14 protein-coding genes are annotated in these 16,782 nt (G+C 34.1%); 3 read left to right on the top strand and 11 right to left on the bottom strand.

The window, feature by feature from the left end:
- Positions 1-68: 68 nt before the first annotated feature.
- The gene (locus tag ACXHHC_RS12830; RefSeq protein WP_458226774.1) at positions 69-920 is read left to right on the top strand and encodes an AraC family transcriptional regulator; all 852 of its coding nucleotides are present in this window, start codon (positions 69-71) and stop codon (positions 918-920) included.
- Here the strand turns inward: ACXHHC_RS12830 and ACXHHC_RS12825 are convergent.
- The 4 genes from ACXHHC_RS12825 to gyrA all read right to left on the bottom strand — a co-directional run bounded on the left by ACXHHC_RS12825 (position 917) and on the right by gyrA (position 6,126).
- The gene (locus ACXHHC_RS12825) at positions 917-1,570 is read right to left on the bottom strand and encodes a CoA transferase subunit B (RefSeq protein ID WP_458226773.1); all 654 of its coding nucleotides are present in this window, start codon (positions 1,568-1,570) and stop codon (positions 917-919) included. The two genes, ACXHHC_RS12830 and ACXHHC_RS12825, sit on opposite strands and share 4 nt — an antisense overlap.
- Before the next feature lies 1 nt (position 1,571).
- Complete coding sequence (locus ACXHHC_RS12820) at positions 1,572-2,267, bottom strand: CoA transferase subunit A (protein WP_458226772.1); 696 nt, start codon at positions 2,265-2,267, stop codon at positions 1,572-1,574.
- Positions 2,268-2,375: 108 nt separating this feature from the next.
- Positions 2,376-3,596: a hypothetical protein gene (locus ACXHHC_RS12815; protein WP_458226771.1), complete on the bottom strand. Its 1,221-nt coding sequence runs from the start codon at positions 3,594-3,596 to the stop codon at positions 2,376-2,378.
- A 10-nt stretch (positions 3,597-3,606) separates the two neighbouring features.
- Positions 3,607-6,126, bottom strand: coding sequence for a DNA gyrase subunit A (gyrA, locus tag ACXHHC_RS12810; protein ID WP_458226770.1), 2,520 nt, complete (start codon positions 6,124-6,126; stop codon positions 3,607-3,609).
- A 280-nt stretch (positions 6,127-6,406) separates the two neighbouring features.
- Between gyrA and ACXHHC_RS12805 the strand changes: the two genes are divergently transcribed.
- Positions 6,407-8,980 (top strand): ATP-dependent Clp protease ATP-binding subunit, encoded by a 2,574-nt coding sequence (locus ACXHHC_RS12805; protein WP_458226769.1) that lies wholly within the window; start codon positions 6,407-6,409, stop codon positions 8,978-8,980.
- Between the two features lie 36 nt (positions 8,981-9,016).
- Here the strand turns inward: ACXHHC_RS12805 and ACXHHC_RS12800 are convergent, their stop codons facing one another.
- From ACXHHC_RS12800 to ACXHHC_RS12770, 7 genes are all read right to left on the bottom strand, one after another.
- Entirely contained in the window at positions 9,017-9,742 is a 726-nt protein-coding gene (locus ACXHHC_RS12800; RefSeq protein WP_458226768.1) for a GDSL-type esterase/lipase family protein, read from the bottom strand.
- Positions 9,743-9,781: 39 nt separating this feature from the next.
- The gene (locus tag ACXHHC_RS12795; RefSeq protein WP_458226767.1) at positions 9,782-10,546 is read right to left on the bottom strand and encodes an arginine deiminase-related protein; all 765 of its coding nucleotides are present in this window, start codon (positions 10,544-10,546) and stop codon (positions 9,782-9,784) included.
- A gap of 440 nt (positions 10,547-10,986) precedes the next feature.
- Entirely contained in the window at positions 10,987-12,627 is a 1,641-nt protein-coding gene (locus ACXHHC_RS12790; protein ID WP_458226766.1) for a M20/M25/M40 family metallo-hydrolase, read from the bottom strand.
- A 213-nt stretch (positions 12,628-12,840) separates the two neighbouring features.
- Positions 12,841-13,215, bottom strand: a complete 375-nt coding sequence (locus ACXHHC_RS12785; protein ID WP_458226765.1) for a hypothetical protein — start codon at positions 13,213-13,215, stop codon at positions 12,841-12,843.
- Between the two features lie 23 nt (positions 13,216-13,238).
- Entirely contained in the window at positions 13,239-13,733 is a 495-nt protein-coding gene (locus ACXHHC_RS12780) for a hypothetical protein (protein ID WP_458226764.1), read from the bottom strand.
- Positions 13,734-13,746: 13 nt separating this feature from the next.
- Positions 13,747-14,169, bottom strand: a complete 423-nt coding sequence (locus tag ACXHHC_RS12775) for a LexA family protein (RefSeq protein WP_458226763.1) — start codon at positions 14,167-14,169, stop codon at positions 13,747-13,749.
- Complete coding sequence (locus ACXHHC_RS12770) at positions 14,166-15,434, bottom strand: Y-family DNA polymerase (RefSeq protein ID WP_458226762.1); 1,269 nt, start codon at positions 15,432-15,434, stop codon at positions 14,166-14,168. Before ACXHHC_RS12770 ends, ACXHHC_RS12775 begins: the two co-directional genes overlap by 4 nt.
- Positions 15,435-15,581: 147 nt before the next feature.
- Here ACXHHC_RS12770 and ACXHHC_RS12765 point away from each other — a divergent pair, with 147 nt between their 5' ends.
- Positions 15,582-16,484, top strand: a complete 903-nt coding sequence (locus ACXHHC_RS12765; protein ID WP_458226761.1) for a DUF72 domain-containing protein — start codon at positions 15,582-15,584, stop codon at positions 16,482-16,484.
- Positions 16,485-16,782 lie beyond the last annotated feature (298 nt).

Genomic DNA, 16,782 nt, shown 5'->3' with positions numbered 1-16,782 from the left:
ATTAAATGTTAATTAGCCAAAAACATGTACTATTTTGTTTATTTTTAAAATGGAAATACGCTTAAAAGATGAAACCACACCTAGAACATATACCGCATGAGCTAAAAGGCTCTATATATGCCTATATTTATCAGAATGAATCTTTTACTACACCTTGGCATTATCACGAAGATTTAGAATTGACCTATATTTTAAAAAGTAGTGGCATACGTCACGTAGGAAATCATATAGATAATTTTACCAAAGGAGATTTGGTATTGATAGGTAAAAACGTTCCCCACTGTTGGAAAAACGACACCGATTATAAAAACGGTGCTATTTCTAGTTGTATACAGTGGAATGAGTCTGTTTTTAAAAATCTTTTGGATAGTAATCTTGACTTACAAAACATACAACAACTCATTCATCAATCAGAGGTTGGTATTAAGTTTACCAACCCTAGTTTTAATCTTAGAATGGGCGAAAGAATTAAAAAAATGGCTGAACTAGAAGCCGGGAAAAAATTTATAGAACTGTTAGATATTTTAAACGAACTAGCAAATTGCAAAAGCAAATTCTTACTCTCTGTAAAAGAAAATGCAAGTCAGTATTCTAAAAAAACAGACACTCGAATCAAAGCAATTTTAGACCATATAGATGCTAGTTATTCTGAGAAGATTTGTATAAAGGACATGACTGATATTACATTTATGACAGAAGGTGCATTTTGTAAATACTTTAAAAAACAATTCAAAAAATCGTTTACAAACTACCTAAATGAATTTAGAGTTAGAAAAGCCTGTATATTACTACAAGAAACGGATGATAAACTATTTGAGATTGGTGCTAAATGTGGGTACGAAAATCTATCTTTTTTCCACAGACAGTTTAAAAAATATACTCAAATGACACCTAGAGAATACAGAAACAAAACCCTCTAAAACTCCATTTGTTTACAAGATTTAGCCACTACCAAATCTCCGGCCGTAACACTCTTAATATAATCTACACTTACACCAGGAGCGGTTTCGTGTAATACAAATTGATTGTTCTCCACAGTTAACATAGCCAAATTGGTTACTATTTTGGTAACGCAATTCACCCCTGTTAACGGCAAACTACATTGCTTTAACAACTTAGAATCTCCTTTTTTATTGGTATGCATCATTGCCACAATAATGTTCTCGGCACTAGCCACCAAATCCATAGCCCCACCCATTCCTTTTACCATTTTACCAGGAATTTTCCAGTTGGCAATATCTCCATTCTGAGAGACCTCCATAGCTCCTAATACGGTTAAGTCTATATGTTGTCCTCGTATCATCCCAAAACTCAACGCTGAATCAAAAAAAGAAGCTCCTGGCAATGTTGTTATGGTTTGTTTCCCTGCATTAATTAAATCCGCATCCACATTTTCTTTTGTTGGAAAAGGTCCCATTCCCAAAACTCCATTTTCACTTTGGAATTCAACATTTATATCCGTAGGAACATAGTTTGCTACCAAAGTAGGAATCCCAATTCCTAGGTTTACATAAAACCCGTCTTGTAACTCTTTAGAGATACGCTGTGCTATTTGTTCTTTGGTTAACATACTATTCCGATAAGGTTAATTTTTCTATTCTCTTTTCATATTGCTCTCCTTTAAATATTCGCTGTACAAATACTCCTGGCACATGAATTTCATTAGGATCTAAAGCCCCAACAGGAACTAATTCTTCTACTTCTACTACATTTATTCTAGCTGCTCCACACATTGCCTGATTGAAATTACGAGCAGTTCCTTTAAAGACTATATTCCCAGCTTCATCACCTTTCCAAGCTTTTATAATGGCAAAATCTGCCTCTGCAGCATATTCTAACAAATACTTTTTCCCGTTAAATACTCTAATTTCTTTTCCTTCTGCTACCTCTGTTCCTACACCTGCAGGCGTAAAAAAAGCCGGAATTCCAAATTTAGCAGAACGACATCTTTCGGCTAAAGTTCCTTGCGGAATCAATTCCACCTCTAAATCTCCATTTAACATTTGCCTCTCAAACTCTGCATTTTCACCAACATAAGAAGACACCATTTTTTTTATTTGTTTATTTTGAAGCAATAGCCCCAAACCAAAATCATCTACTCCAGCATTATTAGAAACACAGGTAAGCTTTTTTACATCCAAGCGAACCATTTCATCTATACAATTTTCGGGAATACCACAAAGGCCAAAACCACCTACCAAAAGAGTCATATTACTCTCTAAATCTCGTAAGGCTTCACTTGCAGAATTTACTTTCTTTGAAATCATTTTAAAAAAATTGGAGTTACTTAAATATAAGGAATTTTGATGATTTTATAAAAAGAAAAAGCCCCATCAACATTGTTGACAGGGCTTAACAAATTCAAAATTTTAAAACTATTTTAAAGCTGCAGCTTTATCTTTTTGTCCAACAGAATTGTACAAATTAATCAAACTCGCTTTAATACCTTCATCTGCTTTTAATTCATTTGCTTTTTCAAAAGCAGGTATAGCTCTTAAGTACATTGCTTTGATTTTCGCATCAATCTCTTTGTACTTTTTTCTATTTCTTAAATTGTTATTTAATTCATCAATTAAAGACTGCTCTTCTGCTAAGATTGTTAAACCTTTGTTGATGTATGCCCCTCTGTAGTTAGGGTCTATTTCTGTTACTTTCTCGTAAGCTGAAACTGCTTTCTCAGTCAATTTTAAATCTTGACTAATTACACCATAGTTAAACCACAAATCTTTATCTACTGGATCTATCTTTAATGCTTCCTCTAACGCTTTTAAATAAGCTTGCTTATCTCCTCCTGCGTAAACAATAGAAGCATAGTCCTTATATATCTTTGCGTTTTTAGGAAACTCTTTTTTAGCTCTTTCTAAAGTTGCTAATACTTTATCAGATTTTCCAGATTGGTGATAAACTCTAACCAATAAGTTTAAATATTCTAATCTTGCTGGTTTTTCAGTTTTTTCCTCTCTTGGTGCTTCGTGAGTTTTAATTTTTACTGCAAGATCTCTTGCTGCTTTTGTAAAAAACTCATCCTCTTTGTTCATGTGAACATTCTTAGCAATATAAAGAGTATTTCCTTTTTCCTTTTTTAATAATAACTCTAAAACTTCTGCCATTTTTTCGTTATTCTTAGCCTCTTGATAATTCAACAAAGCCAATCTTAAAATATCTCTTCTCTGAGGAGTTAGGTAAGAATATCTTTCCATTATTTTTCCAGCCTCTTCATTGTTCTTATTCTTTACAGCAGCAGAGTACTTGTTAAAATAAAAATCAGAGATTCCTTCCATGTAGCCTATAGACTTTTCAGAATATTCTTTTTGCCCTTTTTCAGCTTCTATCTGAACCGCTTTATAAAACTCTTTGTAAGCTTTTCCGTAGTTCTTCTTGTTCATTTTACCATAAAAGTTCTTTCCTTTTAGGAAATAATACTGAGATTCATATTCAGTACCTTTTACAGTTTCTTTAAGAGCTGCTAATGCTTTATTAGCCTCTCCTACTTTAAAGGACTTTACTAATTTAGCTGCCTTTTTTAATTCCTTCTTTTGAGCTACTGAGGAAAGTGAGATCCCCAAACTCAAAACAAGTACTGCTACTTTTTTCATTTTTGATTATTTATGATTCTTGATTAGTTTCAATAGTCCCTTCTCCAGAAGTTTCAGCATCATTTACTTCTCCTTCAACTTCTACCTCCTCATCATCTTTCATCACCTTAGCTACAGCAGCAATAGAGTCGTTATCTTTAATATTAATTAATTTAACTCCTTGTGTTGCTCTACCCATAACTCTTAGTTGGTCAACATCCATTCTAATGGTAATTCCAGACTTATTAATAATCATTAAATCATCACTATCCGAAACGTTTTTAATAGCTACCAACTCTCCTGTTTTATCAGAAATGTTTAAGGTTTTAACTCCTTTACCACCTCTGTTTGTAATACGATAGTCGTCTAATTTAGAACGTTTTCCATATCCTTTTTCAGATACTACTAAGATATCGCTTTCCATATCTTGTACAGAAACCATACCAATTACTTCATCCTCATCATGAGCCAAGGTAATACCTCTAACTCCAGATGCAGTTCTTCCCATTGGTCTTGTTTTCTCTTCTTCAAAACGAATTGTCTTACCAGACTTTAATGCCAACATCACTTGGCTTTCACCATTTGTCAATCTAGCTTCTAGTAATTCATCTTCCTCCTTAATGGTAATGGCTTGTACCCCATTTGTTCTTGGTCTTGAGTATTGCTCTAAAGAAGTCTTTTTAACTTGTCCTTTTTTAGTAGCCATAATCACATAGTGACTATTGATGTACTCCTCATCTTTAAGATCTTGAGTTACCAAGAATGCTTTTACTTTATCATCATTCTCTATGTTGATTAAGTTCTGTAACGCTCTACCTTTAGATACCTTAGTTCCTTCTGGAATTTCGTACACACGCATCCAGAATACTTTTCCTTTTTGCGTAAAAAACATCATATACTGGTGGTTAGTTCCCACAAATAAGTGCTCTAAGAAATCTTCGTTTCTTGTTGCCACACCTTTTTGTCCTTTACCACCTCTGTTTTGAGTTTTATATTCAGATAATGGAGTTCTCTTTACATATCCAGCATGAGAAATAGTAACTACTACTTTAGAATCAGGAATCATATCCTCAATTCTCATATCTCCTCCTGCATATTCTATTACAGAACGTCTTTCATCACCATATTTTTCTTTAATAGCAATTAATTCGTTCTTAATAATCTCCATTCTTCTTGGTTCACTTGCCAAGATATCTTTTAAATCAGCAATTAAAGTCATTAAGTCATCGTATTCTGCACGTAACTTATCTTGCTCTAGTCCTGTTAACTGCCCTAAACGCATTGCTACAATAGCTCTTGCCTGAACTTCGGTTAACTCAAAACGAGCCATTAACTTTTCACGAGCTTCGTCTTGACTTTTAGATCCACGAATTAATTTGATTACTTCATCAATATTATCCGAAGCAATAATTAACCCTTCTAATATGTGAGCTCTATCTTCTGCTTTCTTTAAATCGAATTCTGTTCTACGAGTAACTACCTCGTGTCTGTGCTCTACAAAGTGATGAATTAAATCTTTTAAATTCAACATCTCTGGCTTACCATTTACCAAAGCAATATTGTTAACACTAAAAGAAGTTTGTAAAGAAGTATACTTGTATAGTTTGTTTAGAACGATGTTTGGAATAGCATCTTTCTTTAAAACGTACACAACGCGCATTCCCTTACGGTCAGACTCATCGCGAATATTTGCAATACCTTCTAACTTTTTCTCGTTAACTAACTCAGCAGTTTTTTTAATCATTTCTGCCTTGTTCACCAAATAAGGTATTTCGGTTACAATAATGCAATCTCTACCTTTAACTTCTTCAAAAGTAGCTTTGGCACGCATTACAATCTTACCTCTTCCTGTATGAAAAGCATCTTTTACACCGTCATATCCATAAATGGTACCTCCTGTAGGAAAATCTGGAGCTTTTATATACTCCATTAACCCATCTATTTCTATCTCTCTATTTTCTATATAAGCAACGGTACCGTTTATGACTTCAGTTAAATTATGAGGTGCCATATTCGTAGCCATACCTACTGCAATACCAGAAGCTCCGTTTACCAATAAGTTAGGTATACGCGTTGGCAAAACCGTTGGCTCATTCAAGGTATCATCAAAGTTCAACTTGTAATCAATGGTCTCCTTCTCAATATCAGATAACATTTCTTCTGATATCTTCTGCATTCTAACCTCAGTATAACGCATTGCTGCCGGGCTATCTCCATCAACAGACCCAAAGTTACCTTGTCCATCAACCATCATGTAACGTACGCTCCAGTCCTGAGCCATACGTACCATTGAATCATATACCGATGTATCTCCGTGGGGGTGATACTTTCCTAATACTTCTCCTACAACTCTCGCAGACTTTTTGTAAGCCCCTGTAGATTTAATTCCTAGCTCATGCATTCCAAAAAGAACACGCCTGTGTACCGGCTTTAATCCATCTCTAACATCTGGCAGTGCACGCGACACAATTACAGACATAGAGTAATCAATATACGCAGATTTCATCTGCTCTTCTATATTAATCGGGATCAGCTTTTCTCCTTCTACCATGTATATTAATCTTAAGTTATTTTTTTATTATCAACGTAGCAATTTACACCTTTTCATTGATTTCACAAGTCAATCTAGAAGGTAATTTAGACATAAGTTATTAACATTCTTTGTATCAGTTTGATAATATTTATATCGTTTATAAACTGGAAAAAAACTGATTTTCAACATTTTGTTTTCTTGTCAAATTGTCTTATTTTGAGAATGGCAGGTTATTTGTAATTTATCTAAAAAAAATCTACTAAATTTACGTAGAACCTAATCATAAAACCGATAGAATATGGATGATAATTTCTCAAAAGAAGTAAAAGATGTGATTGGTTTCAGTAAAGAAGAAGCTATCAGACTAGGTCATGACTTTATTGGTACAGAACATTTAATGTTAGGTATCATTAGAAATCAGACAAGTAAAGCTAATGATATGCTATTAGCTTTAGATGTAAACCTTGAGTATTTAAAACACAAGGTAGAAGCGTTACATCCTATTTCTAGCTTACCTATCCCAGCAGGTGAAAGAAAAAACTTACACCTTACTAAGCAAGCCGAAAAAGCGTTAAAATCAACGTTTTTAGAAGCGCGTTTGTATAATAGTACTACGGTAGACACTGCGCTACTATTGCTATGTATTTTACGTAATGAAAACGACCCTATTACGAAGATATTAGACAAACTACACATTAATTACAATGATGTAAAATCGTTATACAAACAATTAAACAACGGAGACACTGAGGATTTTAGTGAAGAAATAGACGATGCTTTTAACAACCCTACAAACGAAAGTTCGCAAGACTTTCCGTCTGGAGGAAACTCTGGTGCTTTTGAAAGAAGCCAACAACAAGGAGGAAGTCAAAACAAAAAATCTAAAACACCTGTATTAGATAATTTTGGTAGAGATTTAACCTTTTTAGCTGAAACCGAAAAACTAGACCCTGTAGTAGGTCGTAACGAAGAAATTGAACGTGTTTCTCAAATTTTAAGTCGTAGAAAAAAGAACAACCCTATGTTAATTGGGGAACCTGGAGTTGGAAAATCTGCCATTGCAGAAGGACTTGCTTTAAGAATTGTTCAACGTAAAGTTTCTAGGATTTTATTTAACAAACGTGTAGTTTCCTTAGACTTAGCCAGTTTAGTTGCTGGTACTAAGTACAGAGGTCAGTTTGAAGAACGTATGAAAGCGTTGATGAATGAACTGGAAAAAAACGACGACATTATTCTGTTTATTGATGAAATTCACACTATCGTTGGAGCTGGTGGTGCTACTGGATCTTTAGATGCATCAAACATGTTAAAACCCGCTTTGGCTAGAGGTGAAATTCAATGTATTGGTGCCACTACTTTGGATGAGTACCGTCAGAATATTGAAAAGGATGGAGCTTTAGAAAGACGTTTCCAAAAAGTAATTGTAGAGCCTACATCTGAAGAAGAAACAGTACAGATTTTACACAATATTAAAGGAAGATACGAAGATCATCACAATGTTATTTTTACCGAAGCGGCTATTGAAGCTTGTGTAAAATTAACCAATCGTTACATGACCGATCGTTTTTTACCAGACAAGGCTATTGATGCTTTAGACGAAGCAGGATCTAGAATTCACATTACAAATATTGTAGTTCCTAAACAAATCATCAAACTAGAAGCTGAGTTAGAAAACATAAAGGACAAAAAGACCAAAGCAGTTAGCGGACAAAAATATGAGGAGGCTGCTAAGTTACGTGATGATGAAAAAAACATGGAAGCTGCTTTAGCATCTGCGCAACAACAATGGGAAGAAAGTGCCAAAGAAAACAGACAAACTGTAACAGAAGAAAATGTTGCAGAAGTTGTTTCTATGATGACCGGAATTCCCGTAAACAGAGTTGCCGAAGCAGAAAGTAGTAAGTTAAAAGAATTACCGAATACTATAAAAGGAAAAGTAATTGGTCAAGATGAAGCTGTTGCTAAGGTCATAAAAGCAATACAACGTAACCGTGTTGGATTAAAAGATCCTAATAAGCCTATTGGGTCATTTATCTTTTTAGGGCAAACAGGAGTTGGTAAAACGCAATTGGCTAAAATACTAGCTTCAGAAATGTTTGACTCTGACGATGCTTTGATTCGTATAGACATGAGTGAGTACATGGAGAAATTTGCAATCTCTAGATTAGTAGGTGCACCTCCAGGATACGTTGGTTACGAAGAAGGTGGACAATTAACAGAAAAAGTTAGAAGAAAACCTTACTCTATTGTTTTATTAGACGAAATTGAAAAAGCACACCCAGATGTATTTAATATGTTGTTACAAATCTTAGACGATGGATATGTAACAGATAGTTTAGGTCGTAAAATTGATTTTAGAAATACCATAATTATTATGACTTCTAATATTGGTGCACGTCAGGTTAAAGACTTTGGTTCTGGTGTAGGTTTTGGTACTACTTCTAAAAAAGAACAAGAGCACGAACATATTAAGGGCATTATAGAAAGTGCTTTAAAGAAATCGTTTGCTCCTGAATTCTTAAACAGAATAGACGATGTAATTTTATTCAACGCTTTAGAACGTGAAGAAATTCACAAAATTATTGATATTGAATTGTCTAAGTTGATTAACCGAATTCAAGATTTAGGATACACGTTAACTTTAAGTGACGAAGCTAAAGACTACATTGCAGACAAAGGTTTCGATCAGAAATATGGTGCTAGACCATTAAAGAGAGCAATTCAGAAATATGTGGAAGATTTACTAGCTGAAGAAATTGTAAACTCTAACCTGAATGAAGGAGATGTAATTCATCTAGAATTAGATAAAGAGAAAAACGAAATCACAGTGAGTATTGAACATCAAGAAAACTCGGAGATAAACGAAGAATAAAAAATAAGGCTGTCAAAATTGACAGCCTTATTTTTTTTACAATTCCATTTCTTTTACAAAGGTTTCTCCCATAAACTGATAGCCTTTCGGAGTTGGATGAATAGGATCTTTACCATAACACCTTGCATCATTTGCTTTTAATGCTGAATGGATGTCTATAATTTTTACCACGGCTGGGTGTTTTGTATTCAAAACAATCTCCCTAAAAACCTGAACCACTTCAGCATCGTATTGTTCATAAGGATTTCTCCAAGAATAATGATCCGACGGTTCTCTTACCCAACCATTTTGTTTTGCCACTTCCAGACTAAAAGGAGGAGGTGTCATTAAAATAACTTTGATATTTTCTTGTTGCATTTTATCCAAAAAACGAGTCAATCCATTTTGGTATTTATCAAACAACGCTTTGGATGGTGCTCCTGAATTCCCACAGTTTATTCCGTAACAAAAAGTAGCAACCTCTGGTTTTTGTTTCGCTTTGGCTAATTTAGCATCTAAACGATCGAATAGGAAAGGACGTTTTCTTTTGTATTCAACTTCGTATTGTTTTTCTGTCAGTCCTGTAATAGTCTCAGCTCCTCTACCCCAATTCAAAAAAGTAAGATTTAAATCAGCATGATTTGTATCCATATAATGTTGTAGAAACTCTACATACCCTTTTTTCTTTCCATGAGTAGTACTATCTCCAACACAAGCTATTACTTGATTTTTAGTCAGCTTAAACTCTTCTTTAGACTCACAACTATAAAAAAGTATTGCCATCGATAGCAATAAAAAAAATCTTTTGAATCGTTTCATAAATTACAATAGAATAGCTCTTAATTTCACATTAGCTTCTTCTAAAAACGGAAGCTCCACAATCTGCAACTTAAGATCTGAAATTGCTGTTTTTTGCTTTTCAGTAAACAAGTCATAAGCTGTTTTAACAATCACCAAGCGACCATTTTTTAACAACAGCATATTAAACACACCTTGCTCAACTTGTTCTTTGGTAAACGTTACCAGTTCAATCCCATTGCTCTTCAGTAAGCTAAACAACTGTTTCTTCAGCTTCTTGTCTTTCACATAATCCAAACACATAAATAACCTGCTCTCCACAAAAAAAGCAATATCAGCTGTATCTAAACTCTCAGGCAAATCAAAAGAAAAAGGGTTGAGTTCAAAATCCTCACAATATTCTTCAAATAAAGACTCATCCGCTTTGCTATTTACTCCACAAATTCCAATTTCAAAAGGATGATTCGCCACCAAACTACTACTTCCATAAAAATATACTTCTTCTTCAGCCGCTTCGGTATAATCCACTACCTCCTTGTTTTCAATTTCCAAAACAGCATCAAAAGTCTCGTAAAAACGCTCTATTCCTTTAACAGACGAAACTGCAATAGTTCCCTCGTTCTTTAAAAACAAATCTGACAATGAAACTGGAATGGCTGTTTTTAGAATGGTAAAATCTCCTATTTCTGAAAGTGTATCAAAATCTGCTTGCACCAATTTTGTTTGGGCATTGGGCAAATACTTTTGTTGGGTCGTAAATTCCCAATTTCTAAAATCTAGTAAAATCATTTTGTGGTGATTAATTAGTAATCGCTTAACAGCAAATTTATTATCTTTTAACTAACCTTTAATAAATGACATAGTTAAAATACTTGTAAAAAGAAGCACAACAAATAGATAATGTAATCTTCTATATAGAATAGCTTTTCGGATTTCTTTTTTTAAACCACTATCTATATTAGCATTTTTCAAATCATTCTTCATTCGTTGTAACGACACATAAACATTATGAATATTACCATCATAATGTTTAAAGTGATGATTATATATTCTAGCAGATTTATCAAAAAACCTTAATACAAATGCACATGTAAAAAATGCAAAAGGGATATATATTTCCATAATTAATTTATTCAAACACTCTTCACCAGATCCCCCCTGAATCACCAACTCCTGATCTTCCCTTAAACATTACTGCACTATCTCACCACCAATTAAACACAACCTCTTTAGCTAGACTTCTTCGTCATTTCTGGAATTGCCTTTACAATAGCATTTGATAATTTCATTAAATGTTGCAAAGGGAATTCATATCCTTTTTCATGTAAAGCTGGACCATGACTTTTAAACACCATTAAACCATATACACCACTAATATCGGTACGACCTTTTGTTCTAGCTGCTTCTAAAACAGCCCCAAAGGTATCTGATGCAGAAACAGGCTTTAAAAATTTAGAAGACAACCAACCTACAAACCCAGTACTCTTTTGAAAAGCCCTAACCGCGGACACATCGTTAATAGTAGGAACCATTTTTTTTGTCTGTTTAAAATTACTAAGTCCAACACTTCCATAATTAGCTTGAATACGATCTGCCACTTCTTGAACTAGTTTCACTACTTCTGTTCGTTTGTTAAAGTCGTAGTAACGCATGTCAAAACCTATGGCATAATTGGTGGTTAACGAGTTTTCAACGGATGTATCATTTATCTTATCTAAAATTAAAGTTTTGTGATGGATCAAATTTTTGATTACACTATTATCTCTCAATCCAACTACAAAATCAGCCATTGCATATATTGAGTTTTTTTCTGGAGCACTTGAAAGCCCTCCATGTCCCGATGCCAAATCTTTGAAGATTATTGTAAAACTAGTTTGCCCAGTTTTATGATTCTTGGTACTATTAATATCAACCTTTATATCTTCTGACACTCGATTACTCAATGATAGATTGTGCTGGAGTTCACTTAGAACTTTCTCCACATCAGTAATATCTTCATCTCTTACAGTAATAGTAAAACTCACGTCTCTTTTTACGTTGCTATCAGAAATAATCTCGGAACGCTCGAATACCACTGGTTGAATCTTTACAAGATTTTCAGGAAGAAAAGAGTCCCCCGGTTTTTTAGAAAACAAACTTGTCTTTACAATTGTCTGTACTCTAACTTCTCTTAAAAAGTCAACTGCAGAGAATAAACCATCAAAACCACCTATTTTCGATTCCTCAAAATTAATTTGCAACACATCACGCCCGGCCATTGCAGCCCCTTCTTTTGCTACAAACAACACATTACGTCCCAAAACAAACAAGGGAATTTCATGAAATTTTGGTATTCTTGGGGAATTGTGGATAAATAAAACTTTTGCATTCTTCGGAATCTTATCTAGTAATCCTTTGTCAAGCATCAAAGGAGGATTCTCTCCTGTTTCTTCTCCACCATAAAACACTGATTGAAATTCTGCAAACACGTTATTATTAAGATTCATTTCAGAATTAATAACATACGTAACAAAAGCTGTTGCAAGTGCCGTTGCATGTCCGTTATGACCACAGCCATGCCATCCTTTTTCACTATCACCAGAAGCATCATGTGTAGGCAAAGCATCTATATCTGCAAAAGCTACAAATGGATTTTGCTCCCTACTCTTCTCTTTAGGACAATAATGTACAACCATCCCTTTCCCTAAATTTTCAAAAGATATTTTAGATAAGGTATCTGTATAAAGAGCCTGAGGTAAGCTTTCTTTTAATCTTTCTACAATCCATTCCTTAACTTTTTCTAGGCTTTTAGGGGTATCAACACCAATTTCTGCAATATCCGAAAGTGATTCAAACAGCTCTTTAGACCTGACAGCATATTTTATTCCCAAACTCTTTCTTTTTTATAAAACAATTCCCGATACAAGAACAAAACAACAACCTATCTTGTTTCAGCAATTTAAAACGAATGTAATACTACTATTTTTTGTAAAAAAATGAAGAAAACTACTCTATTATAACTTAACTCCATACCCTGTTATAATATCTCTTCTAAACTATAATGTCGGGATTCAAAAACCACAAAAAATAAATAGTCATACTGCTTACTTAAAAAATTCAACAGAGGTTTTATACTTTTCATATTTACCCAGATATATTCTACTATACTCTGGGTTTTTGCTTGAGTAATAAACATAGAACTTCTTTCCTATACAACATTTAGTTCCATCTTCACAGTCAAACTTCGTTACACCTACTGAACCTCGGTATTTTTTCCCATCTACAGAATAAGAATAGTCTATTGAACAAAATCCTCTTGATCCATAATCAAACTTAACAACTTCTCCTATAATCTTCTTACCATATATAGATACCTCCTTTTGATCATCATAATTATTAATCACTTGCCATAGCAAAAACAGGCCTAAAGGTATCACCAAAAGTAATCCAGAATATTTATTCTTAAGTAAATCTTTCATAGCATTTAATTTTAGTAGAATTACTAATGTTTATCTAAAATATTTTCAACCCTTTCCCAAGGCCAAACCTTTTTCTCTAACTCACCGCGTTCATTTCTGTTTGTATCTATTTTAAAAGCATAGCTTTTTCCATCCTTTAGAAAATAAAATATATTACTCTTTCTCTTTTTAACTAAGACCGTTCCTTTTTTTAGTAACGATATAGAAATTTCACCACCTAAACTTTCCTTAGAGTTCGTTAAAAGTAATTCTTCCATATAGAAACCATCAACAATCTTGGTTCTTTGATAACATACTACTCGACTATTTTTTCGTTGAGCAACATATTGTATTGGTAAACTATCAATCTTGCTTCTATAAGCAGAATTGTAAGCTGATTCATCCCCACCTACATATAGTCCATCGGTAAAAAACAAACCTAAAAAATAACTCAGTAAGCATATCAAAAATATACTTACTAGTACCAAACTCAATTTAAATTTCACTTTCTGATTCTCTTGTATTTCTTTCTTTTTCATAACACAATTATTACTAAACACTCTTCACCACATACGTCACAATCCCCCAAATCACCAACTCCTGATCTTCTTCAACTTTTATCTCTTTAAACGCTGAGTTTTCGGGAACCAAGTAAACACCCTCTTTGGTAACTCGTAAACGCTTTACGGTAAACTCTCCATCTAACATACAAACCGCTACTTTACCATCTACAGGCTCTAAACTTCTATCTACTACTAATAGATCTCCGTTTGCCATACCAGCATCTACCATAGAATCTCCATCTACCCTAGCAAAAAAAGTAGCTGTTTCGTTTTTAATCAACTCTCTATCCAAAGAAATTCGTTTCCCTTCAAAGTCTGCGGCAGGAGAAGGAAATCCAGCTTTAATTCCTTCCTCTACAAAAGGGACTTCCACAAAACCCTCCGATTTATATTTGTAAAACGTCAAACTCATTTTCTACAATTTACACTAATAATATCATTAAAATTGGTGGTATACTGAGGAGATAAATGTTCCTGCCTCATTTTCCAAGTCACTTTAATATCCTGATTTGCCAATTTTATTTTTCCTTTCCCCAACTTGCCATTCAATGCATCCACGGTATGCATTAATAACTGATGTTTAGGATTCTCATCTCCAAACATTCGTGTTTGATGTTTACTCGCTGGCTTCAACCCCATTACCACCACACCTGCTTTTTTATAAGCATAGCCTTCTTTAAAAATTTCTCTTAATTTCTGAATCACTTCTTTCGTAATGGTAATACTAGAACTAGTATCAAAACCAAAATGTACCACAGCACTCAACTTTACATACTCCTCTCCAAATCGGTTCGATCGCAAAAAAACATAAGCACTAGAACACTCACTCTTCTGTGCTCTTAACTTCTCAGCACAACTATTGGCAAATGTTGCTACACGCTCTTCGACCTCTTTTAACTCTTTTAACTCTTTAGGAAAACTTCTTGTTACCGCAATCATTTTCCGATCCTCATCTAGCCCTTTTTCTAATTGCATTGTTGGTTTGCCTTCCAAATCCTTCTTTAATCGTAAGCCTACTACAGAAAAACGCTTACGCACCAATTCATCCGACAATAACGTAAAACCATATGCCTTTTCAATACTCATAGCATTCAATTGCTTCTTCAAGCCTCTACCAATACCCCAAACATCACCAACAGCAATCCATTTCAGTGCTTTTACACGCTGTTCCTCCGTTCCAATCACATAAACATGCCCTAGCTTATCCGAAAACTTCTTCACAATCCGATTCGCAATTTTTGCCAAGGCTTTACTCTCTGCTATCCCAACACTTACAGGCATTCCCAATTGTTGTAAAATCTCTTTTTGTATTTTTTCCCCAATACACTTTACCTCTTCTGCAGTCTTTCCATTCAACTTAAAAAAAGCTTCATCAATAGAGTACAACTCAATCTCATCTACATACTTCTCAATAATGTGCATTACCCTAGAACTCATATCTCCATACAGCGGATAGTTAGAAGAAAACACATGAATTCCATGCTTCTTAAATGTATCCATCAACTTAAAAGCAGGAGCCGCCATCGGAATGTCTTTAAACGCTTTTACCTCCTTACTACGCGCAATCACACAACCATCATTGTTAGACAACACCACAATCGGTTTTTCCTTTAAATCTGGCCTAAAAACACGCTCACACGATGCATAAAAGCTATTACAATCTACTATTCCGTACATACTCCAAAGATACTTATAAAATAGGTCTTCTAGCTGCACATTTGTTATGAGTAAGGTCGCACGAACCGAGAATCACCACACAACGGAAAGTCCTAATTCCTATATCTTAACTCTAAAATCTAATGCCTAATACCTATCTTTGGTACTATGCAATTCGGAAAAGTAGCCAACCCAGAACTTCTAGATTTTACCATCCCAAAAGATCACGCATTTACAGAAAATGTATTTGATACTTCTTTTATTGGGAAAACTAAATTCTCCATTGGTTGTGCTAAGTGGAACAGACAAGATTTAAAAGATTTTTACCCTAGCGGGACTAAGGATGAATTGAATTACTATAGTTCTCAATTCAACAGTATCGAACTAAATGCTACTTATTACAAACTGTACCCAGAAGAGCAGTTCCTAAAATGGTACGATAAAACACCAGCTGACTTTAAATTCTATCCAAAAATTCCTCAGGAAATTTCTCATTACCATCAACTGCACCATAACTGTTATCCTATTGTAGAGAATTACCTAAACAATGTGTCTGTACTAGAAAACAAATTAGGTTCTATTTTCCTTCAGATGAACGAGAACTTTGCTCCCAATGAATTTAACTATCTAGAAGACTTTATACAAACCTGGCCTAAAGAGATTCCATTATCTGTAGAACTAAGACATACGGATTGGTTTAACAATCCAACCATTTCTGAAAAACTCTACAATTTGTATTCAGATAAAAACATTAGTAATATTATCACCGATACTGCTGGAAGAAGAGATTTAATACACATGAGCTTAACCAACTCCAAAGTATTTATTCGTTTTGTTGGATCCAATCACTCCTCAGACTTTAAAAGATTAGAACAATGGGTTGACAGAATAGAAAGCTGGGCAAACAAAGGAATTGAATCCATTGCTTTCTTTGTACATCAAAATATTGAAATTGAATCGGTATTACTATCTGCTCATTTTATTAAAAAGCTAAATCAAAGACTAGGATTAGACTTAAAAGTTCCTAAAACTTTAGACGATATTAATGGAATTCAGACCAGTCTTTTCTAAAAAAACTATCTAAGCTCAGTAAAAGTTAATTCAAAACCTATATCTCAATTCTAAATTCATAGATTCGGCTTTATTGTTTTTGGGTGTTTCCCTTTTAATCAAGGGTCGGGCTATCCACTATATCTTTTGGTGTAGGTTACTCTCTCTTTAAATGGTTACTCATTGTTTAAAACATTATTCCTAATCTAAACAAGCTAAGCTCTATCACCAAAAGGATGCCGTTGCTATCCCTAACACTTTTTTAGACTTTTAGATATCAGTTATTAGATATTAGAACCAAGAGTCATGATTCTTACTC

The organism is Wenyingzhuangia sp. IMCC45574, from assembly GCF_054182685.1.
The sequence above is the reverse complement of the archived record's forward strand: the minus strand, read 5'-3'. Positions and strand labels throughout refer to the sequence as shown.